23 protein-coding genes are annotated in these 23,335 nt (G+C 60.7%); 8 read left to right on the forward strand and 15 right to left on the reverse strand.

Features of this window, described 5'->3' with window-relative positions:
* Positions 1 to 86: 86 nt before the first annotated feature.
* On the reverse strand, positions 87 to 512 hold the full coding sequence (locus KW848_RS05405; RefSeq protein WP_111448743.1) for an N-acetyltransferase: 426 nt from the start codon (positions 510 to 512) through the stop codon (positions 87 to 89).
* Positions 513 to 660: 148 nt separating this feature from the next.
* On the opposite strand from KW848_RS05405, the gene KW848_RS05410 reads away from it, so the two are divergent.
* Positions 661 to 1,386, forward strand: a complete 726-nt coding sequence (locus KW848_RS05410) for a tellurite resistance TerB family protein (protein WP_218536242.1) — start codon at positions 661 to 663, stop codon at positions 1,384 to 1,386.
* Between the two features lie 110 nt (positions 1,387 to 1,496).
* On the opposite strand, the gene KW848_RS05415 is transcribed toward KW848_RS05410, so the two are convergent.
* Complete coding sequence (locus KW848_RS05415; RefSeq protein WP_218536243.1) at positions 1,497 to 1,949, reverse strand: cupin domain-containing protein; 453 nt, start codon at positions 1,947 to 1,949, stop codon at positions 1,497 to 1,499.
* Between the two features lie 316 nt (positions 1,950 to 2,265).
* Between KW848_RS05415 and KW848_RS05420 the strand changes: the two genes are divergently transcribed.
* Both KW848_RS05420 and ligD read left to right on the forward strand, forming a co-directional pair.
* Complete coding sequence (locus tag KW848_RS05420; protein ID WP_192410735.1) at positions 2,266 to 3,261, forward strand: class I SAM-dependent methyltransferase; 996 nt, start codon at positions 2,266 to 2,268, stop codon at positions 3,259 to 3,261.
* Entirely contained in the window at positions 3,258 to 5,849 is a 2,592-nt protein-coding gene (gene ligD, locus KW848_RS05425; protein ID WP_218536244.1) for a DNA ligase D, read from the forward strand. Before KW848_RS05420 ends, ligD begins: the two co-directional genes overlap by 4 nt.
* Before the next feature lie 86 nt (positions 5,850 to 5,935).
* Here ligD and KW848_RS05430 read toward each other — a convergent pair whose 3' ends face one another.
* From KW848_RS05430 to KW848_RS05450, 5 genes are all read right to left on the reverse strand, one after another.
* Entirely contained in the window at positions 5,936 to 6,610 is a 675-nt protein-coding gene (locus KW848_RS05430; protein ID WP_218536245.1) for a DUF3313 domain-containing protein, read from the reverse strand.
* A 48-nt stretch (positions 6,611 to 6,658) separates the two neighbouring features.
* Positions 6,659 to 7,927, reverse strand: coding sequence for an OmpP1/FadL family transporter (locus KW848_RS05435; protein ID WP_218536246.1), 1,269 nt, complete (start codon positions 7,925 to 7,927; stop codon positions 6,659 to 6,661).
* A gap of 69 nt (positions 7,928 to 7,996) precedes the next feature.
* Positions 7,997 to 9,610 (reverse strand): arylsulfatase, encoded by a 1,614-nt coding sequence (locus KW848_RS05440; protein WP_218536247.1) that lies wholly within the window; start codon positions 9,608 to 9,610, stop codon positions 7,997 to 7,999.
* A gap of 290 nt (positions 9,611 to 9,900) precedes the next feature.
* Positions 9,901 to 10,182, reverse strand: a complete 282-nt coding sequence (locus KW848_RS05445) for a DUF3303 domain-containing protein (protein WP_111448738.1) — start codon at positions 10,180 to 10,182, stop codon at positions 9,901 to 9,903.
* Positions 10,183 to 10,413: 231 nt separating this feature from the next.
* On the reverse strand, positions 10,414 to 10,815 hold the full coding sequence (locus KW848_RS05450; RefSeq protein ID WP_033053149.1) for a hypothetical protein: 402 nt from the start codon (positions 10,813 to 10,815) through the stop codon (positions 10,414 to 10,416).
* A 124-nt stretch (positions 10,816 to 10,939) separates the two neighbouring features.
* Between KW848_RS05450 and KW848_RS05455 the strand changes: the two genes are divergently transcribed.
* The 3 genes from KW848_RS05455 to KW848_RS05465 all read left to right on the forward strand — a co-directional run bounded on the left by KW848_RS05455 (position 10,940) and on the right by KW848_RS05465 (position 12,346).
* Positions 10,940 to 11,332, forward strand: coding sequence for a GFA family protein (locus KW848_RS05455; RefSeq protein ID WP_218536248.1), 393 nt, complete (start codon positions 10,940 to 10,942; stop codon positions 11,330 to 11,332).
* A gap of 33 nt (positions 11,333 to 11,365) precedes the next feature.
* Positions 11,366 to 11,824, forward strand: coding sequence for a metallophosphoesterase family protein (locus tag KW848_RS05460; protein ID WP_218536249.1), 459 nt, complete (start codon positions 11,366 to 11,368; stop codon positions 11,822 to 11,824).
* Positions 11,825 to 11,965: 141 nt separating this feature from the next.
* A complete protein-coding gene (locus KW848_RS05465; protein ID WP_192410740.1) occupies positions 11,966 to 12,346 on the forward strand; it encodes a RidA family protein in 381 nt (126 codons plus the stop codon).
* A gap of 81 nt (positions 12,347 to 12,427) precedes the next feature.
* Here KW848_RS05465 and KW848_RS05470 read toward each other — a convergent pair whose 3' ends face one another.
* Complete coding sequence (locus tag KW848_RS05470) at positions 12,428 to 13,993, reverse strand: aldehyde dehydrogenase (NADP(+)) (protein ID WP_218536250.1); 1,566 nt, start codon at positions 13,991 to 13,993, stop codon at positions 12,428 to 12,430.
* 5 nt (positions 13,994 to 13,998) lie between these two features.
* Positions 13,999 to 14,628 carry an isochorismatase family cysteine hydrolase gene (locus KW848_RS05475; RefSeq protein ID WP_218536251.1) on the reverse strand — a complete coding sequence of 210 codons (630 nt, stop codon included), beginning with the start codon at positions 14,626 to 14,628 and terminating at the stop codon, positions 13,999 to 14,001.
* Positions 14,629 to 14,728: 100 nt separating this feature from the next.
* On the opposite strand from KW848_RS05475, the gene KW848_RS05480 reads away from it, so the two are divergent.
* Positions 14,729 to 15,238 carry a helix-turn-helix domain-containing protein gene (locus KW848_RS05480; protein WP_218536252.1) on the forward strand — a complete coding sequence of 170 codons (510 nt, stop codon included), beginning with the start codon at positions 14,729 to 14,731 and terminating at the stop codon, positions 15,236 to 15,238.
* Positions 15,239 to 15,354: 116 nt separating this feature from the next.
* Here KW848_RS05480 and KW848_RS05485 read toward each other — a convergent pair whose 3' ends face one another.
* From KW848_RS05485 to KW848_RS05495, 3 genes are all read right to left on the reverse strand, one after another.
* Positions 15,355 to 15,939 (reverse strand): isochorismatase family protein, encoded by a 585-nt coding sequence (locus KW848_RS05485; protein ID WP_218536253.1) that lies wholly within the window; start codon positions 15,937 to 15,939, stop codon positions 15,355 to 15,357.
* A 64-nt stretch (positions 15,940 to 16,003) separates the two neighbouring features.
* Positions 16,004 to 16,840 (reverse strand): pirin family protein, encoded by an 837-nt coding sequence (locus KW848_RS05490; protein ID WP_218536254.1) that lies wholly within the window; start codon positions 16,838 to 16,840, stop codon positions 16,004 to 16,006.
* Between the two features lie 10 nt (positions 16,841 to 16,850).
* Entirely contained in the window at positions 16,851 to 17,921 is a 1,071-nt protein-coding gene (locus KW848_RS05495) for an alkene reductase (RefSeq protein WP_218536255.1), read from the reverse strand.
* A 102-nt stretch (positions 17,922 to 18,023) separates the two neighbouring features.
* Between KW848_RS05495 and KW848_RS05500 the strand changes: the two genes are divergently transcribed.
* Positions 18,024 to 18,905, forward strand: coding sequence for a LysR family transcriptional regulator (locus tag KW848_RS05500; RefSeq protein ID WP_192410763.1), 882 nt, complete (start codon positions 18,024 to 18,026; stop codon positions 18,903 to 18,905).
* Here KW848_RS05500 and lipA read toward each other — a convergent pair.
* The 3 genes from lipA to gcvP all read right to left on the reverse strand — a co-directional run.
* Positions 18,893 to 19,876 (reverse strand): lipoyl synthase, encoded by a 984-nt coding sequence (gene lipA / locus KW848_RS05505; RefSeq protein ID WP_192410747.1) that lies wholly within the window; start codon positions 19,874 to 19,876, stop codon positions 18,893 to 18,895. The genes KW848_RS05500 and lipA overlap by 13 nt on opposite strands.
* 152 nt (positions 19,877 to 20,028) lie before the next feature.
* Complete coding sequence (gene glyA, locus KW848_RS05510; RefSeq protein WP_192410748.1) at positions 20,029 to 21,285, reverse strand: serine hydroxymethyltransferase; 1,257 nt, start codon at positions 21,283 to 21,285, stop codon at positions 20,029 to 20,031.
* Between the two features lie 141 nt (positions 21,286 to 21,426).
* Positions 21,427 to 23,335, reverse strand: a 1,909-nt coding sequence (gcvP, locus tag KW848_RS05515) for an aminomethyl-transferring glycine dehydrogenase (protein ID WP_218536256.1), incomplete at its 5' end; no start/stop codon positions are given.

Consider the following 23,335-nt stretch of genomic DNA (forward strand, 5'->3'; position numbering starts at 1 on the left):
GGGTATTAAATGAAACATCGGCGCAGGGCGATACGTTTTACTCAAGTGCAGTGATCAGCGGATTGATCGGCTGCAGACAGGCTCATTCACAGCGCCTTGCTCATGAATACCCGACTCGTGCCTGGCGGGTCGCAGGGCACTTCGCCGAAGCGCTGCCAGCCGTGTTTTTCATAGAACTGCGGGGCCTGGAAACTGAGGGTATAGAGCACCGCCGAGCGGCATCCGCGACGCCGGCCTTCTTCCTCGTACGCGTTGAGCAGTCGAGAACCGAGCCCTGAGCCGCGCAGTGACTCGGGCAAATAGAACAAGTCGAGAAACAGCAGACCGAGCGACGTACGGCCGGTAATACCGCCCAGCACCTGATGGGTATCCGGATTGCGGACCGTGACTGCCAGCGACTGGCGGTCGTTGATGCCGGTCATCTGATCATTGAAGGCACTCAGCCCGGCGCTGAGTACGTGCTCGACTTCAGGTTCGATGACGTCGCTGACGACAATCAGATGGCGGTCCATGTGTTCGGTGATCCTGTGGGCTTCGGGTTAGCGAGGGTAGAACACTCGCAGCCGATGGTCATCAGGGTCAGCCAAACGGTGATGGCGCATTTGCCGGCGAGGACTATCGTTGCCTGACTGGATCACTCCAACCGATGAGGACATCGTCATGAACACCAGCGATCTGCTCGAACAATTACTCAGGGTCGGCCAAGGCTCAATGTCGCAACAGCGGGGCGGTGACGCGTCGGCCCAAGGTGGTCTCGGCGGTCTCGGTGGATTGCTCGGCGGCCTGTTGGGCGGTGGCGCCGGTTCAAGCGTCGGGGGCGGTGGCCTGGGTGGTTTGCTCGGTGGTCTGCTGGGCGGTGGCGCAACCATGGGCGGTTCGACCCAGACCCGCTCGGGTGGCGGCACGAACTACGCGGCGCTGGCTTCGCTCGGAATGATGGCATTCCAGGCCTATCAAGCCTGGCAACGCAGCCAGGCCTCGGCGCCGCAACAGGCACCGCGCACTGTCGACTTGTTGTCCGGCCCGGAAGTCGAGGACCACAGCCATGCGATCCTCCGTGCATTGATTGCGGCGGCGAAGGCCGATGGCCGGATTGATGACGCCGAGAAGCAGATGATCAGCAGCGAAATCGGCCGCCATACGGATGACCCAGAGCTCCAGCAATGGCTGGATGACGAAGTCGCGCGGCCGCTGGACGCCGCCGATGTGGCGCAGTCGGCCACGGATTCCGGCATGGCGGCGGAGATGTACCTGGCCAGTGTGATGCTGGTGGACGATCAGCAGGACGCCGAACGTAGCTATCTGGATGAACTGGCGGCGGCGCTGAATATCGATCCGGACCTGCAAGTGCATCTGGAGCAACAGGCCAAAGGTGGCGTGGCCTGAATGCAGCCCTGATAGGCCGGGTGTGACGCAGGCATTGTGAAAGGAACGCGGAGCGTCCCGAGAGGCATTCCCACGCAGAGCGTGGGAACGATCAACGAGAGTGCTGGCCCTTACAGGGGGGCAGGGGCTTTCGGCAGCAGAAACGTAACGCCGAAGCTCTCGGCGATTGCCAGTATCTGCGGTAAATCCTGCGGCACTTTGAGCTGATCCAGCGCGGCAAAGAACTGACCACCGCGGGGATCAGACACCACGCCGATCATCTTCGCCGTCGCACTGATGTTCTTGTAAGCATGAATAGTCCCACCGGGAATATGCACATAACCCCCGGGGAGAACAGTGGTGGCCTTGCCCGCAATCGTCACTTCCACCTGCCCGTCAATGACGTAGAACGCTTCGTCCCAAGGATGAAAATGCGCGGGTGGCCCGCCGCCTTGCACGCCTTCCTGGATATGCATTTCAAAAGGTTTGCTCAGATCTCCACCTGCAAGAATGGTGATGGTCTCACCCACGACATTGACCGGGTCGGGTTTTTTTCCGGTCTCGATGACATGAATCGTTCGCATGATTGCTCTCCGAAGGATGAGTCCATACCCGCTGAGTATATTCACTTGATCTGGCGCCGGGGCCGCGCCACAAGCCCGTCTGTCCGGGCGATTTCAACGCCGATGGAATTTTCTTCCGGGGGTGTCGCTCTGCTGATGTAGAGACGTGCTGATTCAGCGGATAAGCCTGCACGCTACACTTAAAGGGCTTGCTGCCGACGAGCAAATGCAGGTCTTGATTCCGTGGTTGTCCGCCCATCGGCACGCCCACCCCGCTGGCCTGATGGCCACGCGACGGTTCATCGAACTCAAATCCGTTTTCGATAGGGAGCCCTCCATGAATCAGGAAGAACACCTTGGCGCCGCCGATCTGGCCTTGTTGCAGCTGGGGCGCCGCTTGCAGGCCGACGGTTACCGTTTCATCACGCCAACGCCGCTGACCCATCAGCGGGTCAATGATCGCTCCTTCGGGCAAAGCGCCCGGACCCTGCGTGAAGTCTTCGGCTGGTCGCGGCCGTTTGAGCCCGGTCTGTTGTCGGTGGATGAGCAGCGGCAGTTGCAACAGGCAGGCGTCCTCGATGAATGCAATGGTCGACTGAAAAGTCATGTGCGCTGGTCAAGCCTCGATGACCTGTTGTTCGTGCATTCGGGTTACCCCACTGATGCCGCTGACGCGGTGTTTTTCGGCCCCGACACCTACCGTTTTGCTCAGTTGATTCACGCCCATCTGCAACAGAGCTTCGCGCCGATCAGGCGCGCCGTGGACATCGGTTGCGGCGCGGGCGTCGGGGCGATTGTGATTGCCCGCGCACGCCGGGAAGCGGAAGTCCTGGCGGTGGACATCAACCCGTTGGCGTTACGCATGACGGCGGTTAACGTCGCCCTCGCCGAGGTGGCTAACGTCAGCATCGAAGCCAGCGACGTGCTGCAAGACGTCGACGGCCAATTCGACCTGATCGTCGCCAATCCGCCCTACATGGCCGACCCGGCCGAGCGTGCTTACCGACATGGCGGCGGGGCGCTCGGCGCGCAATTGTCGTTGCGCATTGTCGAGCAGGCCCTGTATCGGTTGGCCCCCGGTGGTTCGCTGGTGCTGTACACCGGTGTGGCGATGATCGATGGTCTCGACCCGTTTCTGGATGCGGTGACGCCGCGTCTGGAATCGCCGATGTTTGGCTGGACCTACCACGAAATCGACCCCGATGTGTTCGGTGAAGAACTGTTGACCCCTGGCTATCAGCGGGTGGAACGCATTGCCGTCGTTGCCCTGATTGTCACGCGTATCGGCCCCGGCATCGGGGGCACCGTGAGCTCGTCAGCAGGTGCGCCATGACCAGAAGCCTGGACGATTACAATCGCATGCGCGATTTCTCGGCGACCGCTGAACCGGCTGCCGGTAAACGTTCGGGCAAAAAAACCGCGAAAGACCATGCCTTGCAGTTCTGCATCCAGAAGCACGACGCCTCGCGCCTGCATTACGACTTTCGCCTGGAACTCGATGGCGCGCTGAAAAGCTGGGCGGTGCCCAAAGGCCCGTCACTGGACCCCAAGGTCAAGCGCCTGGCGGTCCATGTCGAGGACCATCCGATGGATTACGCCACCTTCGAGGGCCGCATTCCCGAGGGGCATTATGGTGCCGGCGACGTGATCGTCTGGGACCGTGGGGTGTGGATTCCTCAGGACGATCCGGCCGAGGCGTACGCCAAGGGCAAGCTCAAATTCGAGCTAAAGGGCGAGAAGCTTGGCGGCCTGTGGAACCTGGTGCGCACGCACCTGCCAGGCAAGCAGGAGCAATGGTTTCTGATCAAGCATCAGGACGGCGCGGCCAAACCCGAAAGCGATTACGACGTGGTCGCCGCCGAGCCCGACAGCGTGCTCAGTGACCGGACCATCGTTGCCAAAAAGCCGAAGACCGCTGCCAAACCCAAAGCCGTCAAAAAACCCGCCGCCCCGGCGCGCGAGGAAAAATCGGCGCCATTGACGGGCGCCCGCAAAGCCAAACTGCCGGAGCTGCTCAAACCGGAACTGGCGACGCTGGTCGAAAAGGCCCCGGGCGGCGAGTGGAGCTATGAGATCAAGTTCGATGGCTATCGGATCATGGCCCGCATCGACCACGACGAGGTCAAACTGTTCACCCGCAACGGCCACGACTGGACCCACAAACTGCCCAGACAAGCCGAGGCGTTGGCGGCGCTGGGTCTCGAATCCGCCTGGCTCGACGGGGAAATGGTGGTCGCCGACGAGCAGGGCGTGCCGGACTTTCAAGCCTTGCAAAACGCCTTCGACTCGGGGCGCAGCGGCAACATCGTCTACTACCTGTTCGACATGCCTTACCTCAACGGTGTGGACCTGCGCGAGGTGCCGGTCGAGGAGCGAAGGGTCGCGCTGTCGACTGTGCTCAACCCCAACAAAGATCCGCTGCTGCGCTTCTCCGATGCCTTTAGCGAAGAACCGGAAGCGCTGCTCAACAGCGCCTGCCAAATGCAGATGGAAGGGCTGATCGGCAAGCGTCTGGGCACGCCTTACGTGTCGCGGCGCAGCAGCGACTGGATCAAGCTCAAGTGCAAGCATCGGCAGGAATTTGTGGTCGTCGGTTTCACCGACCCGAAAGGCTCGCGCAATGCCTTCGGTGCGCTGCTGCTGGGACTGCATGACCGCGACAGCGGCGAGTTGCGTTACGCGGGCAAGGTCGGCACCGGGTTCAACGAGACGACGCTCAAGCGCATTTACGAGCAACTGAAACCGTTGCAGAGCAAAAAGAGTTCAGTGGTCAACCCGCCGAGCGGTTTTGACGCCAAGGGTGTGCACTGGCTCAAGCCCACGCTGCTGGCGGAGGTCGCTTTTGCCGAAATGACCAAAGAAGGTTCAGTCCGTCATGCGGTGTTCCATGGCCTGCGTGACGACAAGCCTGCCGAAGACATTACCGAGGAGCGTCCGAAAGCCGTGAAGACTTCAGCCGCGAGAAAAACCACTGCCGAAAAACCTTCCACTTCTGCCAAAAAGAAAGCCGCGCCCGCGCCCTCACAAATCGGCCTGGGCGAGGGCAAGGTGCGCATCACTCACCCGGACCGGGTGATCGACGCCAGCAGCGGCACCACCAAAGTGCAACTGGCGGAGTATTACGCCAGCGTCGCCGAATGGATTTTGCCCGAGCTCAAGGACCGGCCCGTGGCGCTGGTGCGTGCCCCGGACGGCATCGCCGGCGAACTGTTTTTCCAGAAGAACGCCGAGCGCCTGGCCATTCCGGGGATTACCACCCTGGACAAGGCACTCACCGGCCAACCGGTGATGATCATCAACAACGCCGAGGCCCTGATCGGCGCCGTGCAGATGAGTACCGTCGAGTTGCACACCTGGAACGCCACCTCGGACAACCTCGACAAACCCGATCGCTTCGTCCTTGACCTCGACCCCGACCCGGCGCTGCCCTGGAAAAGCATGGTCGAAGCCACCCAGCTGACCCTCTCGGTACTCGACGAACTGGGGCTCAAGGCGTTTCTCAAGACCAGCGGCGGCAAGGGGATTCACCTGGTGGTGCCACTGACTCGCAAGCTGGGTTGGGATGAGGTGAAAGACTTCAGCCACGCGATTGTCAGCCACATGGCCAAATTGCTGCCGGAGCGTTTTTCCGCCGTGTCGGGACCGAAGAACCGGGTCGGGCGGATCTTCATCGATTACCTGCGCAACGGCCTCGGTGCCACGACCATCTGCGCCTACGCCGTGCGCACCCGTGAAGGGCTGCCGGTGTCGGTACCGATCTTTCGCGAGGAGGTGGCCGAGCTCAAGGGCGGCAATCAGTGGAACATCCACACCCTGCATGAGCGCTTGGCCGAAGTCGGCGACGAGCCGTGGAAGGATTTGAAGAAAACCCGGCAGTCGATCACCGCCGAGATGCGGCGGCGGGTCGGGATGAAAAAATAGCCATGTACGCCCTTGCAGGAGCACGGCTTGCCGGCGATGGCGTTCTCAAGGGCGCCATCGCCGGCAAGCCGTGCTCCTGCAACGAGCTATTTGATAAATGCCTGCAGGTCACTGGTCAGCTTGTCGATCGCCACTTTGAAATCCTTGGTGGTGATCTTCTGGCTGGCGTTTTCCAGTGTGGTACCAAAGACTTTGCGCACGACTTTGGCCACGGTCTGGTTGGTGCTGGCGTCGATGAACTCGGCCTCGATGAACAGGGTAGTGTCCTGATCGCGGTGACCACTGGCAGCGGAAACACCCCCCACGACGGCGGCAACCGGCACCACTTCATACCACTTCATGCCTTCGTTTTCGGCAGTCACCCCGGTGATCGCCGCGCGCATGATCAAGGTTTTTGAACCGGCTGGCGCTGATTTTGCGCTCGATACCACCCGATATTTCTGCCCCAGCACACCTTTGGCCTTACTGGTCATGTAGCTCTGCAACTCGTCCAGGGTTTGCTTGTTAACCCGCTCAGTGGGCTTGGGCGCCGGGTAAAGCTCCAGCTTATTGAACGCCACGGTGTTATAGGCATTTGGATTCCAGGACGGGCTCACCCAGCGCATGGCGGTTTCGCCGCTGGTGGTGGTGACCTCCTGCAAGTTGTTGTAGTTGGACAGGAAGCCGGAATACTGCTCACGCTCGGTGACTTTCGAGGTGCAACCGCCGAGCAGCAGAGTGGTCAGCGCAGCGCCAATAAACAGTTTTCGGGACAGGTTCATAGTGGTGTTTGCTCCATGGGTTAAGTCATTTTTTTCGGTAGCAGGGCATCAGAAACGCCAGGTCATATTGCCGGTCACGGCTTGAATCCAGGCATTGTCGAACTGACCGGAAGTTCGAATACCCGACGTGGACTTGGTCTGGTCCACCGGCATATCGCCCAACCAAACCATGGCCCAGCTGACATTGATGTCGGTGACCTTGTTCAGAGCATAGGTGGCTCCGGCCGCAATGCGCCAGGATTCTCCCATTGGCACGGTAAAAGTTCGGTTTGCATCCGAAACGGCGCTGCTGTCATACGCCACACCGACGTTCCACAACAGTTGCGGCGTGGCCTGATACTGCGCGCCGAGCGCCAGTTGCCAGGTGTCTTTGAAATGGGCGTCGATCGTCGTCGATTGAGCGCCAAACGCGGTGGTGTCGACTTGCACCGCGATGTCGCCAAACTCTGACCAGTCTTGCCAGTTGACCGAGGCCAGCAGGGCCCATTGCGGGTCGAGTTGCTGGAACAGGCTCAGCGTTGCAGTTTGGGGCACGGTCATGTCGAGTTGGGTGTTCAGGCCGTCCAGACGATTCAGAGCGGGCCCGTCGCCTTTGACGTCCAGCCCATTCTCGAACTCCAGATCGACCTTGCTGGTGTAGGCCAGGCCGATGCGGGTGCCGGGTTGCGGGGCATAGATGACCCCCACATTCGCGCCGAAACCCCAATCCTGGTCCTTGTATTTGAATTGGCCGTCGCTGCGGTCGGTGAAGCCGAAAGGCGAACGGTCGATCGCGGTTTGCGCTTGCAACATGCCGTACATGGCTTTCACGCCAACGCCCACCGACCATTGCTCGTTAAAGCGATAAGCCACGCTGGGCACGAAAGACAAACCGGCGAGGCTGGCGTTTTGTGCGAAGTAGCGCCCGGACCAGTCGTTGTCGTAATTGACCGCCAGGCCAAAGTCAGCGTACTGGCCGAAGCCAATGCTCCAGTGGTCGTCGAATTGGTGGCTGACGAAGAAGCTGCCACTGGGAATCGGGTCGAGGGCGTTACCACTGCCAGTGCCGGTGCCATTGGTGTTTGAGTCGCGATCGAAGCTCAGGTCTCCGTAGAGAATCTGCAAACCACCGGTGATCTGTGTGCCGGGCAGATAACTCATGCCCGCCGGGTTACTGGCGATGGTCGAGGGACCTTGAGCACGGGCCGCGGCGCCGGCGTTGGCCAGACCGGCGTTATCGGTGCCGATTTCATAGAGCATGATGCCGCCAGCGTAAGCGTGCTGACTGCACAGGGCACACAGGGTGATGGCGGGCAGGGCGGATGTTTTTATCTGCATGGGGTCACCTCAGCACATGTCCGTCATGAACGCGGGTGCCGAGCGCTGGCCACCCGCGAATTCAACTGCTTACTTGCCCATGGCCGCCCGGGCCGCTTCGATCTTGGCTTTGACTGCTTCGAGGTTGAAGCTCGCGCCTTTTTGCATGGGCGGGAACTCAACCGCTGTTTCAGCCAGTTTGACCACCTGTTGCTGCACAAACACGAAGCGCCAGAACTGGAATTTGAACCATTCGAAATACTCCAGCGAGCCATTGGCCGCCATGTTTTCCGGCCACCCGGCGCGTTCGAATGGGTCGAGGCGCAGGTTGGTCAGGATTGGCATGTCCAGCGTGGTTTTTGCCCCCAGCCAGCCACCGGGCTGGTCAATGAAGCGGTACTTGAAGTCATCGATACGGATCGCGCCTAGCGTGCTTTCGCCAAAATAGAAAATTTCATGGCGATTGGACGGACCTTTGCCGGTAATCATCGGTGTCTGGTCGTAGCCGTCGAGGTGCACTTTGTAAGTGGTATCGCCCAGTTGTTTGCCCTTGAGCAATTCTGCGCTGATGTTCGGGTTGCCCGCCGCCGCGACCAGGGTCGGGAACCAGTCCATGCCTGACATGATGCCGTTGGCCACCTGGTTGGCAGGTACCTTGCCCGGCCAGCGAATGATCGCCGGGGCCCGGAAACCACCTTCCATCACCGTGCCTTTACCCATGGCAAACGGCGTGGTGCCGCCATCCGGCCAGGTAAAGTTTTCAGCGCCGTTGTCCGTGGTGAAAATCACGATGGTGTTGTCATCCATGCCGTCTTTTTTCAGCTTGGCCATCACGTCGCCGACGATGTCGTCGATCTGCGCCATGCCGGCTTCCTGTTCCGACCAGCCATTTTGCGCATTGCGCATGGCTTCGTACTTGTCGGAAAGGTGAGTGACGATGTGCATGCGGGTCGGGTTGAGCCAGAGAAAGAACGGTTTGTTGTCCTGCCTGGCCTTGTCGATGAAGGCGAGGGCCTTGTCGCGAATCTCGTCATCGACGGTTTTCATCCGCTCCGGATAGAGGGTGCCGGCGTCTTCGATTTTTTGTTTGCCGACCTTGCCCCAGCGCGGCATCACGGTCGTATCGTCAGTTGTGGTGGCCCAGCTGTGAACCATGTTCCGTGGGCCGACGGTGGGCAGAAGATCTTGCGGATAGTTGGGGTGCGCCGGGTCTTCCATGGCGTCGAGGTGATAGAGATAGCCGAAGAACTCGTCGAAACCATGCACGGTCGGCAGGAATTCGTTCAAGTCGCCCAAGTGGTTCTTGCCGAACTGGCCGGTGGCGTAGCCCATGGACTTGAGTGCGGTGGCGATGGTGACGGCTTCGGCGGGAATACCAATGGGAGAACCGGCCTGCCCGACAGTCGTCATCCCGGTACGGATCGGCAGTTCGCCGGTAATGAAGTTGGCGCGCCCGGCGGTACAACTGGCCTCGGCGTAGTAGTCGGTGAAACGCATGCCTTCAGCCGCGAGCTGGTCGAGGTTGGGGGTTCGACCGGCCATCATGCCCTGGTTGTAGACACCGATGTTGGACCAGCCAATATCGTCGCCCATGATGACGACAATGTTGGGGCTTTTGTCGGCAGCTTGAGTGATGCCGGGGAGAACCATTGCAGACAGAAACAAGGGGACGGCGAATATTGAGGATAGCTTTGTCCGGTTCATATCGAGCTCCTTCGCACTAGCGTTGGTACTCTGAGACGAGCCCCCGACCGCCCAGGAAATGTTGGATCCCCCGCGAAGAGCGTAGGTAAGAATTGTGATATTTCCAGTAATTGGTTTTTCGGCCGCAGGCCTCTGTTTCATGGGCTATACAGCGGGGTCGTGGATTCAGATGATCGCTGACATTTCAACCAGGCGAAGTCCTCAATCCGTGCCTGGATCGATCATAGGGAATGTGTTGTTCGAATCGCGGGAGGGCATGAGGCGGCGAGCCGGGCTCGCCGCCCCAACGACTATTGCTTGCCGACAGCGGCCGCCAGCAGCGGCGCTATCTGTTCATCGGTCAGTGCCGCCTGGACTTCCATGGTCATGAGGTCGCTCCATTCCAGCACCCACTTCTGAATGGCTGCCGGATCACCGGCCTCTGCCACGCCAAAACCGGACGCACCACCGATGGCGTGCCAGCGTCCCAGCATTTTGACACCAGCGGGTGGAGCCCCCCCGGTCTTGAGGAAACGCTCGATCGCGCTGTTACGATTTGCCGAACTGATAGACCAACTGACTATGAATAACATCGGCCACCTCCTGCTACGGATTGGCACCTGTTGCTCTTCGCGCACACCTGGCGGGTGCCGGGACCACGGTCACGCTTGAGTGTCCAGCTTCATCCCTGACTGGCTTGAAACCACTGCTCCCATGAGAAGGCATAGCAGCGGCCAAGACTCCGCGTATGACCGCTGATCCTGTTTCGTTGCATGGCAATGAATATCGCAGGCGCCTGGAGGACGATGGTCATGGGGCAGATTTCAGGCATCGCGCAACAGGTCGTTGGCGTTGAGCAGCGCGTAAGCAATCTCCGGGCGCTTCTCCAGTGCGCGACGAATCGCGGCCGGGATCGACTGACGGGTTTTGCGGCACAGCCCCGGTTGTTCGCCAAGGTTGATACCGATACCGCGCATGGTGCGTACTTCGTTGAAACCGGGGGCGATGTCGACGCGGATGCCCAACTGCTCATACATCCGCTGTTGCAGACGTTCCAGATCACTCAGGCTCTGGAGGTTTTCCAAGCGTTCGATCAGGCGCTTTTCCTCCGAACGGGTCAGAAACAGGATGCGCACGTCCGCCCCCGGTGTTTCCAGCAGCGGGTCACGCCCGCAGTCGCAGGCGCCGGGCGGGCAGGGTTGGCGGATCGCAGGCGTGGTGGTCATGGGGTTCAATCATAGAGTGCTCCAATCCGGTTTGCCCATAGGGTTTTTGCCCTTCTGGCGAACGGGGCACGCTGGGTATAGGCTTCATCACGTTCCGACTGCTTGATTTCAGAGGAGACGCAGCATGCAGCGATTTACGGGGGGTTGCCTGTGCGGCAACGTCCGGATTGAGGCGTCGGGACTCCCGTATCGGGTCGGCCTTTGTCACTGTCTCGACTGCCGCAAGCATCATGGGGCGCTTTTTCATGCATCCGCGATATTCCCTCAAAGTGCGGTGACGATCGAAGGTGAAACACGCGACTACGCCGGACGGTTTTTCTGTCCCCGCTGCGGCTCGTCCGTTTTTGCCCGCACCGACGACGAAATCGAAGTGAACCTGGGATCCCTGGATGCCCCAGACCAACTGATGCCAACCTACGAAAGCTGGATCGTGCGTCGCGAGTCCTGGTTGCCGCCGTTTCCGCTGACAAATCGATACGAGCGCGATCGTGATGCCACGGGTCGCTTTGAGGAATAGGTGCCGATGCATGAACCGGGTCTGGAGCGTTGCATGAAAGTGGGCGTGATTTCCGATACCCATGGCTTGCTCCGCGCCGAAGCCCTTGCTGCACTGCAGGGTTGTGAACGGATTATTCATGCGGGCGACATCGGCAATCCCGAAATTCTCGATCAACTGGCGTCAATAGCCCCGCTGCACGTGGTCCGCGGCAACAATGACCTGGACGCCCCCTGGGCGGAAAATCTCGCCGACAGCCTATGTTTCGACCTGAACGGATGGCAGACCTTGCTGGTACATGACATAGCCGATCTCCCAGCCGTACTTGATGCCGGCATCAAGCTGGTGATCACCGGCCATTCGCACAAGCCCCGCATAGAATGGCGCGGCGAACGGCTACACCTCAATCCCGGCAGCGCGGGACGCCGGCGCTTCAAGTTGCCGGTGACGCTGGCTCTGCTTGAGGTGTTTGCGACCTCAATTAAGCCGCGCCTGGTCTCGTTACTGGAATGAGCTTTCCCTGGCGTGTTTTGGCTACACAAGCATTGGTGTCTCAAGCCTGAAGACATCGCTATCAAACGGGGCGCTCCACACTGGGTTTTCCAGCCGCTATATACTCGACAGCCCCTTTACCCCCTCTAACAAGAGACACCCATGGCAAACCACGACATCACCTTTCTCCCCGACCCCGATCCGCAATCCATCTCCTCCGATGTCGCCGGTTTCGGCGGCTTGCTGGTCTCCACTCAGATCCCCACCCGCGCCGATGGCAGTCTGGAATTGGGTGACATCGCCCTGCAAAGCGAATGCACCCTGCAGGCGCTCAAGGTTGCGCTGGAGCACGCCGGCAGTTCCATGGACCGGGTTCTGCACCTGACCATCTACCTTACCGACATGGCCGACCGCGCCGCCTTCAACGAGGTCTACCAGCGCTTCTTCGCCAAGCCCTGGCCGGTTCGGGCTGCCGTTGGCGTGGCCTCCCTGGCGGTTGAGGGCATGCGCGTGGAAGTCACCGCGATGGCGGCCAAGGGCTGAGTCCGCGAACTTATCCGGCGGTCCCGCTCAACGAGCGGGCGCCACCGGGCGGGTTGGCGAAGACTGCTTCAAGGATGGCTTTTATTGACCGTCGACGAGGCGAGGCAGCCCCAAGGGATCAAACTCGCGCAATGACTCAGGCAATAGCGCATCAGGAAAACCCTGGTAGGACACCGGGCGCAAAAAGCGTTCAATCGACGTCATACCCACCGAGGTGAAGCGGCTGTCCGACGTGGCCGGAAACGGTCCACCGTGGATGGTGGCGAAAGACACCTCCTGAGGATGCGCGAAGGCGTTGACCACGATTCGCCCGGTGCGCCGCTCCAGGACCGGCAGCATGCGATGAGCCAGTGGCATGTCGCGCTCATCGAGATGCATGGCGGCGCTGAGCTGGCCCTTGAGCGAGCGAGCGACGGCGAGCAGTTCATCCTCATCCTCGACGTTCACCAGCAGTGCTGAAGGACCGAATACTTCTTGCGAAAGTACCGTTTTGGTCAGGAAACGTTGGCCGTCGACCTCATGCAACACCGACTGGCCATCAAAATCAGCGTTGGCTGGCGAGCCTTCGGCGACACGATTTGCACCAACGCTCTCCATTGCCGCGAGGCCGCTCGAGTAGGACGCATGAATCCCCGGCGTCAGCATGGTGCGCGCCGATGCTTCGGTGACGCGCTTGACCATGGCGTCGCGCAGCGCTTCATAGCCAGCCCCTTTAATGGCGAAGAGGAGGGCAGGCCTGAGGCAGGCTTGCCCCACATTGACCAGCATGCGTTCGATAAAGCCATCACCGATTTGCGCTCCACGTGCGGCCAGTGCATGGGGCAGGATGAACGTGGGGTTGACGCTGGTCATCTCGGTGAACACGGGAATGGGATCAGGGCGTTGCTGCGCACGCCGGTACAGCGCCATGCCGCCATGCTCCGAGCCGGTGAACGTCACGGCCTTGATCAACGGATGATCGACCAAGGCTTCGCCAATCGTGTTGCCGCTGCCACGTACCATCGAGAAAACCCCCTCTGGCAGTCCATTCTCTTGCACCGCCTTGCGGATGGCACGCGCCTGAATTTCTGATGCGCCTGGATGGGCGTTATGCGCCTTCACGATGACGGTCGCACCGGCTGCCAGCGCCGAAGCGGTGTCGCCTCCTGCGACCGAATACGAAATGGGAAAATTGCTCGCACCGAAAATAGCCACCGGGCCGATCGCCATTTTCTGAAGTCGATGATCCATGCGTGGGCGGGGTTGACGATGAGGCTGCGCCGGATCGATGGCCAACTGGAGGAAGCGTCCTTTGCGTACGACCTCCGCGAATTGGCGAAACTGGGTGGCGGCTTTTGCCGCTTCGCCCTCAAGCTGAGCCTCAGGCAGGCCGGTTTCGAGCGCGGCCCGTGCGGCAAGCTCATGACGGACAGCGTCGAGATTGTCGGCAATGCTTTCCAGGAACGCCGCGCGCCGGGTAAGCGAGGTATGGCTGTAATGGTCGAATGCTTCGTCGGCGAGCGTCGCCGCCTGGTCGACTTCCGCCACGCCACCGATTGCGAAATCCGGCTCGATCAACTGGTTGGTTGCGGGGTTGAGCGCCTTCATCGTCCCTTCAGTGGCCGGGACTTCGTTTGCGCCGATAATGAGGTGTCCAGTCAATTTCATGTGTGTCACCCCTGCTGCGCCAGGGACGCGATCAGCTCGTTCGTCGCCACAATGGCGTGGGCAAACGTGGGACCGTTGAGTTCATGCGCGGCATGCATCATTTCCGGCTTGAAGGCAGCGGTCGCATCACGCACCAGTGTGACGTGGTAACCGAGTTCCACGGCGTAGCGCGCGGTTGCCTCGATGCAGGTATTCGCCAGCAGGCCAACGATGATCACGTGCGTGATGCCTTTCTGTTTGAGGCGAAAATCAAGGTCGGTATTGGCAAAGCCGCTCGAGCCCCAATGTTCCTGAACGACGATGTCGCCATCCTTTGGCGCGAAATCGGGGTGCCATTCGCCGCCCCATTCTCCGCGTGCGAAGTGATGCATGTGCATGACCTTGCACTGGGTAGGGCTTGGATGATCCCAGCCTTCGTAGTCGCCTTGCTCCCAACGGCGGTGCGGTACGATGACCACCGGAATATCGAGTGCACGCACGGCGCGGTCGAGGGCACGCAGATTGTCGAGCAGGCCGACTTGCTCGGCAATCGGCTCGATCAAGGGGTAGACCTTTCCGCCTTCCGACAGGAAATCATTGTAAGGATCGACCAGCAGGTACGCGGTTCTGTTAAGGGGATAAATGGCTTTGGACATGGCGGTTTTCTCCAGGGATTTTGGATGACTCGCGCCGAGGGCTTGCCCAGGCACGCTTTAGATATGATAATCATAGCAACTGCAAAAGAGGCAAGTCCTTATGTCGGTAAACACAAGTGCTGCGCAAACCCTGTGCCCGATTGCGCGGGCTGAGGCGGTCGTGGGTGACCGCTGGACCGTACTGGTCCTGCGTGAGTTGTTCATGGGGAGCCATCGATTCGACGAGATCCAGGCGCAGACCGGAGGAACTCCGCAAATGATCGCCGCACGCCTGAAGAGTATGGAGGCTGACGGACTCGTCGCACGCCGTCCTTACAACGAGCGGCCGCCACGCTACGAATATCACCTCACCCCGAAAGGGCAGGCCTTCTATTCGGTCGTCCTTGCGCTACGAGCCTGGGGTGAAACCTGGTGCAAGTTGCCGGAGGAGGAGTTGGCGGTCGTTTATACCCACAAAACCTGTGGCCAACCCGCCGGGCTAGGGCCGCTTTGCGAACATTGTGGCGAACTCTTGCGCCGTGAAGAGCTGATCAGCGAGCCGAGCGCCGCCTACATCGAAGAACGAAACGCACGGCGTGAGGCTTTCAAGGGGAATCGAATCCAGTCGTAAGGACGCGCGGTTCACCAACGCTCAACGCCTTGATCAGGTTGACTGCGAGCGGTGTTGCGCCAATCGAAGAGCGGCAGAACAGCCCAGCGCCATTCTGCCAATCGCACACACAGTTACTAGCCTTGAAGCGCCGTCATCAGCACTTGCACCAACTGACTCCCTTGCGGCGTCGCCCAGCTGCCGGCGAGTTCTGCAATCAGCTGGTTGGTGGTGGTCAGCGTCACGCCGCCCTTATCCATCCGGCGCAGGGCGATGTCATCGGCCATGACGGTCGGTGAGCCACCTCCATCGGCCACCACCTGAACGTCATACCCGTCACGCACCAGACTCAGCGCCGGGTAGACCGTGCAGACGTCGTTGGTGACACCGGCAATGATGAGCTTTTTCCGGCCCGTCGCTTTGACGGCCGCGGCGAAGTGTTCATCGTCCATGGCGTTGACGATCCCCAGACGTTGGATGCGGGAAGCGAACTCGGCGGGCAGGATCTGTTCCAGTTCGCTCAGCAGAGGCCCCTGAGCGTGCTCCTCCATGCTGGAGGTCAGGACCACCGGAAGTTTCAGAATGCTCGCCGCCTTGGCCAGCATCAACGCGTTGCGTTTGAGCTCTTCGAACGGAATGGATTTCACCCACCCCATCGTCCCCACCTGGTGATCAATCAACAGCAGGGCGGCATTGTCGGCACTGAATTTTTCGTACGTCATGATGATTCTCCTGGCAGTAAAGTCGGGGCACTGACGCCCCAGAGTATGGGACTGTTTCGATCATTCAACGAGGTTGCAGCGTTCCGAACGCCCCGCGCTGGTAGCCATCAATGGCTTCGGCCAGCGCGGGCTGAGAGGCAAGCGCCAGCGGTCCTTGCCAATACACGGGTTGATTCAACGGGACGCCAGAAAACAGTACGGCTTTGGCGTTGCCCTGGGGGGCGCTCAACCTGACTGCGCGATCGTCACGCAGTGGGAGATTCACCGGCAGCGTGAGTTCGATGAGGTTGAAGGGGAGGCCGTCGACCCACACTTCGCCGTCAATCGGCATCACGAACGCCACGTGACCTTCGGGGATCGGGACGCTGACTTCAGCGCCGTCCTCGAGCGAGATGTCCAGCACGGTCACTTCGGTGGGTACCGACAAGGGCGACGACATCTGGGCGAAACGGCCCAGTGGTACGCGCACCTTGACCCCTGGCAACCGCACCACGGGCACATCCTGGGCTTCGAGGCTGAGTGCAAACGGAGCGTCCGCTTGGCGCTCCTGCGGCAAGTTGATGAAGATTTGCAGCATGTGCACGGTCTTGCCCGGCTCGGCCGGCACCTCCTCGTGCACCACCCCTTTACCCGCCGCCGTCCAATGCAGCCCACCGGGTTGAATCAGGTTGCGGTTGCCCAGCGCGTCGCGGTTATCAATCCCGGTTTCGGAATCAAGAAACAGATAGGACACGGCCGAGAAACCGGCATGCGGGTGCGGTGGAAACGTCGGCCCGCTGATCCAGGCATGATCGACCGCGAGGAAGGGGTCGATAGGCTTGGCGAACTGATTTCCACGCAGACTGAAGGCCCGGAACTGACTGCCGTGATTCATGCGCTGCAAACGTGCGACGGTCGTCATGGCAATCTCCTCAGGCGCTCTGTGCCGGGCTCATGGCCGGATAATCGATATACCCTTGCGCGCCCGGAGCGTAGAACGTGTCCTTGTCCGGAGCATTAAGCTCGGCGCCTGTACGAAAGCGTTCAGGCAGGTCGGGGTTGGCGAGGAAGGCGCTGCCAAACACGGCAGCATCGGCCCGGCCCTCGGCTATCAGGGTTTCGGCGGAGCGCTGATCGAGTCCGCCACCGATCAGGTAGCGGCCATCGAACAGTGGGCGCAGCAACGCGTGGTAGTCGACGCTGGCGCCGAACAGGGCCACGTGCAGATAGGCGAGATTCAGCCCGTGCAGCTGTTCGACCAGCCAGGTGTAGGTTTCTTGTGGGTTGGCATCGAGAATGTCGTTGAAGTTCATCTCAGGCGAGAGCTTGAGACCCACTCGATCACCACCGATTTCCGTCGAGATGGCGGACAGCACGTCCAGTACAAAACGAACACGGTTTTCAACCGATCCACCGTACTCATCGGTGCGCTGATTGCTGCCCGTAGAGAGAAACTGTTCAGGCAGATACCCCGATGCGGCGTGCACCTCGACACCGTCGAAACCGGCTTCGATGGCCAGACGCGCCGCTTGGCGGTAGCCCTCGATAACCGCGGCAATTTCAACCACGCTCAGCGCCTGTGGCGTGACAAAGTCCTGAAGGCCCGTGGCGGTCCAGGTTTGGCCGGCGGGTTTGATCGCGGAGGGCGCCTGTGGCTGGGCGCCATTGGGCAGCAGCGAAGGATGGGAAATGCGTCCGCAGTGCATCAACTGCATGAAGATCCGTCCGCCGCGAGCATGCACCGCCTCGGTGACGTGCTTCCAGGCGGCGACCTGCTCGGCGGTTTCAATGCCTGGGGTGCGGACATAGCCCTTGCCCATCGCAACGGGGAACACACCTTCACTGATGATCAGGCCGGCGCTGGCACGCTGTGCGTAGTAAGTCGCAACCAGTTCGCTGGGCACGCCGGCCTCATCGGAACGCGAACGTGTCATCGGGGCCATGACCATGCGGTTGGACAGGGTGTAGCGACTGATCTGGACTTGGGAAAAAAGAGAATTCATTGCGGTGCTCCTCAGTAATCGATGTGGCTATCATTGATCAATCCGAATCCGGGATAAACCGGGTAAAATTGAAATGACTATTCCACTGATGGAGCAATGACCTTGGAGTTTCTCAACGACATGGCGCTGTTCGTCGAGGTTGTGAAGGCGCGCAGTTTCCGCCGGGCGGCCGAAGCCTTGGGCATGCCGAACTCAACACTGTCGCGCCGGATCAGTGGCCTCGAGAAAGAAATCGGCCTAAGGCTTCTGCATCGCACAACCCGCAAGATCGAGCTGACCGAGGCGGGGCAGATTTACTTTGATCGCTGCAAACGGATCGTCGAGGAGGCCCGGCTCGCGCACGAGCAGTTGGGCGAAATGCTTGCTCGGCCCACCGGTGTATTGCGGGCTTCGCTACCGGTGGATTTCGCCAATATTTACCTGGCGCCGCTGATTGCGCAGTTTGCGCGGCTTTATCCCGGCATCAGCTTCGACTTTGATCTGACCCCGCGTCAGGTCGATCTGGTGAGTGAGCCGGTCGATGTGGTCATTCGCATGGGCGAGCCGGCCAATTCGAACCTGATCGCCCGCAAGCTCGCCAGTTTGCGCCGCGGTCTTTACGCCTCACCCCGTTATCTCGAACTGGCCGGTGACCCTGTTCATCCCACGGATCTGACGAACCACGAATGCCTGCGACTGCGTGGAACGCGGGCTGACCGCTGGATACTCTCCAGCGGTGATGAGGACGTAGAGGTTGAGGTGGGCGGGCGATTCGAACTCAACAGCGTGGGCATGATTCGACGCCTGGCGACGCTGGATCTGGGTATCGCATTACTGGGGGAAGGCATCGCTGCACAAGACGTTGCCAATGGCACACTACGCCAGGTCTTGCCGCAGTGGCACGCTTCGCCGATCTCGGTGTATGCCCTCACCGAGACGCGGTTGCTGCCGGCGAAAACCCAGCGCTTCATCGAGTTCCTGCGTGAGCAACTTCAAAATGCCTGACGTTGCCCCTGAACTTGTTGGTCAGCATGGTAGGACGAGCGCACCAGCGGACCGGAGGCAACGTTCTTGAAGCCCATCCGCGTACCTTCCTCGGCGAACCAGGCGAACACGTCCGGGTGCACGAAACGCTGGACCGGCAAGTGGCTGCGCGACGGTTGCAGGTATTGGCCGAGGGTGAGCATGTCGACATCGTGCTCACGCATGCGCTGCATGACTTCGATGACTTCCTCGTCGGTCTCGCCAAGGCCCAGCATCAGGCCGGATTTGGTCGGTACATGCGGGACCATTAGCTTGAATTTCTGCAGCAAATCCAGTGACCACTCGAAATCCGAACCCGGCCGCGCGGCTTTGTACAGGCGCGGGACGGTCTCCAGATTATGGTTGAACACATCGGGTGGTTCAGTGGCGGTGATCGCCAGGGCGAGGTCCATGCGGCCACGGTAATCCGGCACCAGGGTTTCCAGTTGCACGCCCGGCGACAGCGTGCGGATTTCGCGCAGGCAATCGACGAAATGCTGGGCGCCGCCGTCGCGCAAGTCGTCGCGGTCCACCGAGGTGATCACCACGTACTTGAGGCGCAGGTCGGCGATGGCCACGGCGAGGTTCATCGGCTCGTCGGCATCCAGCGGTTTCGGCCGGCCGTGGCCGACATCGCAGAACGGGCAACGGCGGGTGCAGATGTCACCCATGATCATGAAAGTCGCCGTGCCTCCGGAAAAACACTCGCCGAGGTTCGGGCAGGAAGCTTCTTCACAGACGCTGTGCAGCTTGTGTTTGCGCAGCAGCTGTTTGATCCGGTCGACCTCGGGGGAGATCGGTATGCGCACGCGAATCCAGTCGGGTTTGCGTGGGAACTCATCGGTCGGGATGATCTTCACCGGAATCCGCGCGACCTTTTCCGCACCGCGCAGTTTGACCCCGACTTCCATTTTTACCGGCACTTTGCCGGTCGATTCCACAAGTACGCTCATGTGTAGTGTTCTTCTGTTCGAGTGGGGGAGGCGAGATCGCATCGGAACCTGTGGGAGATTGCTCGCGATAGCGGTTAAACATTCAACATTGATGTCGACTGTCACTCCCCAATCGCGAGCAGGCTCACTCCCACAGGGATAGTGTCGAGCAATCAGTCGCGGTAGACCGGGAAATCACTGCACATCGCGGCAGCCTGGCTGGCGACGTGGGCCTCGACATCGGCATCGCCGAGGTGATCGAGGATGTCGCAGATCCAGCCCGCCAGCTCGATGCTCTGGGTTTCCTTGAAACCACGGCTGGTGATCGCCGGCGTGCCGATGCGCAGGCCCGAGGTCACGAACGGCGATTGCGGATCGTTCGGTACGGCGTTCTTGTTCACGGTGATACCGGCACGACCGAGGGCGGCGTCGGCGTCTTTGCCGGTCAGGCCCTGACGAATCAGGCTGACCAGGAACAGATGGTTGTCGGTACCGCCCGACACCACGTCGTAGCCTCGATCAATAAAGACTTTTGCCATCGCCTGAGCGTTGCGGATCACTTGCGCCTGATAGGTCTTGAAGGCTGGCTCCAGCGCTTCTTTGAAGCACACAGCCTTGGCCGCGATCACGTGCATCAACGGGCCACCCTGACCGCCGGGGAACACCGCAGCGTTGAGTTTTTTCTCCAGTTCCGGATTGGCCTTGGCCAGGATCAGGCCGCCACGCGGACCGCGCAGGGTCTTGTGGGTCGTGGTAGTGACGACATCGGCAAAGGGAATCGGGTTCGGGTACAGACCGGTCGCTACCAGCCCGGCAACGTGGGCCATATCGACAAACAGATAAGCGCCGACCTTGTCGGCAATCGCCCGGAAACGTGGGAAGTCCAGGGTTTTCGAGTAAGCAGAGAAGCCGGCGATGATCATTTTCGGCTGGTGCTCGACGGCCAGGCGTTCGACTTCGTCGTAATCGATCAGCCCGGTCGCGGTGTCGATGCCGTACTGAACGGCGTTATACAACTTGCCGGAGAAACTGACTTTGGCGCCGTGGGTCAAGTGACCGCCGTGGGCCAGGCTCATGCCCAACACGGTATCGCCAGCTTGCAGCAACGCCAGATAGACCGCTGCGTTGGCTTGGCTGCCGGAGTGCGGCTGGACGTTGGCGTAATCGGCGCCGAACAGCTGTTTGGCGCGGTCGATGGCCAATTGTTCGACCACATCGACGTGTTCGCAGCCGCCGTAATAGCGCTTGCCCGGATAGCCTTCGGCGTACTTGTTGGTCAGGCCGCTGCCTTGCGCTTCCATCACCCGTTGGCTGGTGTAGTTTTCCGAAGCGATCAGCTCGATGTGGTGTTCTTGGCGTGCGTCTTCAGCGTTCATCGCTGCCAGCAGTTCGTCGTCGTAGCCTTTGATCTGGTCGTGCTTGCTGAACATGGTGGAGTCCTCTTTTTGTTCTCTGGATTGGCTGACCTGTAGGAGCAAAGCTTGCTCGCGATGAACGATGACGCGGTTCATCAGATAGACCGTGTAACGGCTATCGCGAGCAAGCTTTGCTCCTACAGGGGGGTGTTGTTTTTAGGCGTCCTGGTAGTCGGCGATCGACGGGCAGGCGCAGATCAGGTTGCGATCGCCGAACACGTTGTCGACCCGACCTACGGGCGGCCAATATTTGGCGTCGATCAAGGTTTCGAGTGGGTAAACCGCCTGCTCACGGCTATACGGATGCGTCCACTCGCCGACGATTTCCGCCGCGGTGTGCGGGGCGTTTTTCAGCGGGTTGTCGTCCTTGTCCAGGGTGCCGTTTTCCACTGCGCGGATTTCTTCGCGGATGCGGATCATGGCGTCGCAGAAGCGGTCCAGTTCTTCTTTGGATTCGCTTTCGGTCGGCTCGATCATCAGCGTGCCGGCCACCGGGAACGACATGGTCGGGGCGTGGAAGCCGAAGTCGATCAGACGCTTGGCGACGTCATCGACGCTGATGCCGCTGCTGTCTTTCAGCGGACGCAGGTCGAGGATGCATTCGTGCGCCACCAGGCCGTTGCTGCCGGTGTAGAGCACCGGGTAGTGCTCTTCGAGGCGACGGGAAATGTAGTTGGCATTGAGGATCGCCAGTTGCGAGGCGCGCTTGAGACCGGCGCCGCCCATCATCCGAATGTACATCCAGGTGATCGGCAAAATGCTCGCGCTGCCGAACGGTGCGGCGCAGACCGCGCCCTCTTTACGCTCCATGGTGCCGTGACCCGGCAGGAACGGCGTCAGGTGCGACTTGACGCCAATCGGACCAACGCCCGGGCCGCCACCGCCGTGCGGGATGCAGAAGGTTTTGTGCAGGTTCAGGTGCGACACGTCGCCGCCGAACTTGCCCGGCGCGCAGAGGCCGACCATTGCATTCATGTTGGCGCCGTCGATGTACACCTGGCCGCCGTGGTCGTGAATGATGCCGCAGATTTCGCGGATGCCTTCTTCGAACACGCCGTGGGTCGACGGGTAGGTGATCATCAGCGCGGCGAGGTGTTCGCGGTGCTCGATGGCCTTGGCCCGCAGGTCTTCGATGTCGACGTTGCCGCGGGCATCGCAGGCGGTGACCACCACACGCATGCCAGCCATGTTGGCGGTGGCCGGGTTGGTGCCGTGGGCAGACGAGGGGATCAGGCAGATGTCGCGACGGTCTTCGCCACGGCTCTGGTGATAGGCGCGGATCGCCAGCAGGCCGGCGTATTCACCTTGGGAACCGGCGTTCGGTTGCAGCGAGATCGCGTCGTAACCGGTGGCGGCGCAGAGCATCGCTTCCAGCTCGTCGGTCAGCTGCTGATAGCCAGCGCTTTGTTCGGCCGGAGCGAACGGGTGCAGGGCGCCGAACTCGGCCCAGGTCACCGGGATCATTTCGCTGGCAGCGTTGAGTTTCATGGTGCAGGAGCCCAGCGGGATCATGGTGCGGTCCAGCGCCAGGTCCTTGTCGGCGAGCTTGCGCAGGTAGCGCATCAGCTCGGTTTCCGAGTGATAACGGTTGAACACCGGGTGGTTGAGGATCGGCGATTGGCGAACCAGCGCGGCCGGGAGGGTGCTTTGTACCGAGGCGGCGAGGGCGGCGAAGTCTGGCAGCGCCTTGCCGTCGGCCAGCACGCTCCACAGGGTTTCCACGTCGGCTGGCGAAGTGGTTTCGTCCAGCGACAGGCCCAGACGCTCGCCATCGATGACCCGCAGGTTGATCTGTTGGGCGCGAGCCTTGTCATGCAAAGCAGCAGTTTGCGCGCCGGTCTTGAGCGTCAGGGTGTCGAAGAAGTTGGCTTGCTCGACGGTCAGGCCCAATGCGCTCAAGCCTTTGGCAAGGATCGCGGTCAGGTGATGAATACGCAGGGCGATCTGCGTCAGGCCTTTCGGACCGTGGTACACGGCGTACATGCTGGCGATGTTGGCCAGCAGCACTTGTGCGGTGCAGATGTTGCTGGTGGCCTTCTCGCGGCGGATGTGTTGCTCGCGGGTC

Source organism: Pseudomonas sp. PDM25 (genome assembly GCF_019219045.1).
Taxonomy (GTDB): domain Bacteria; phylum Pseudomonadota; class Gammaproteobacteria; order Pseudomonadales; family Pseudomonadaceae; genus Aquipseudomonas.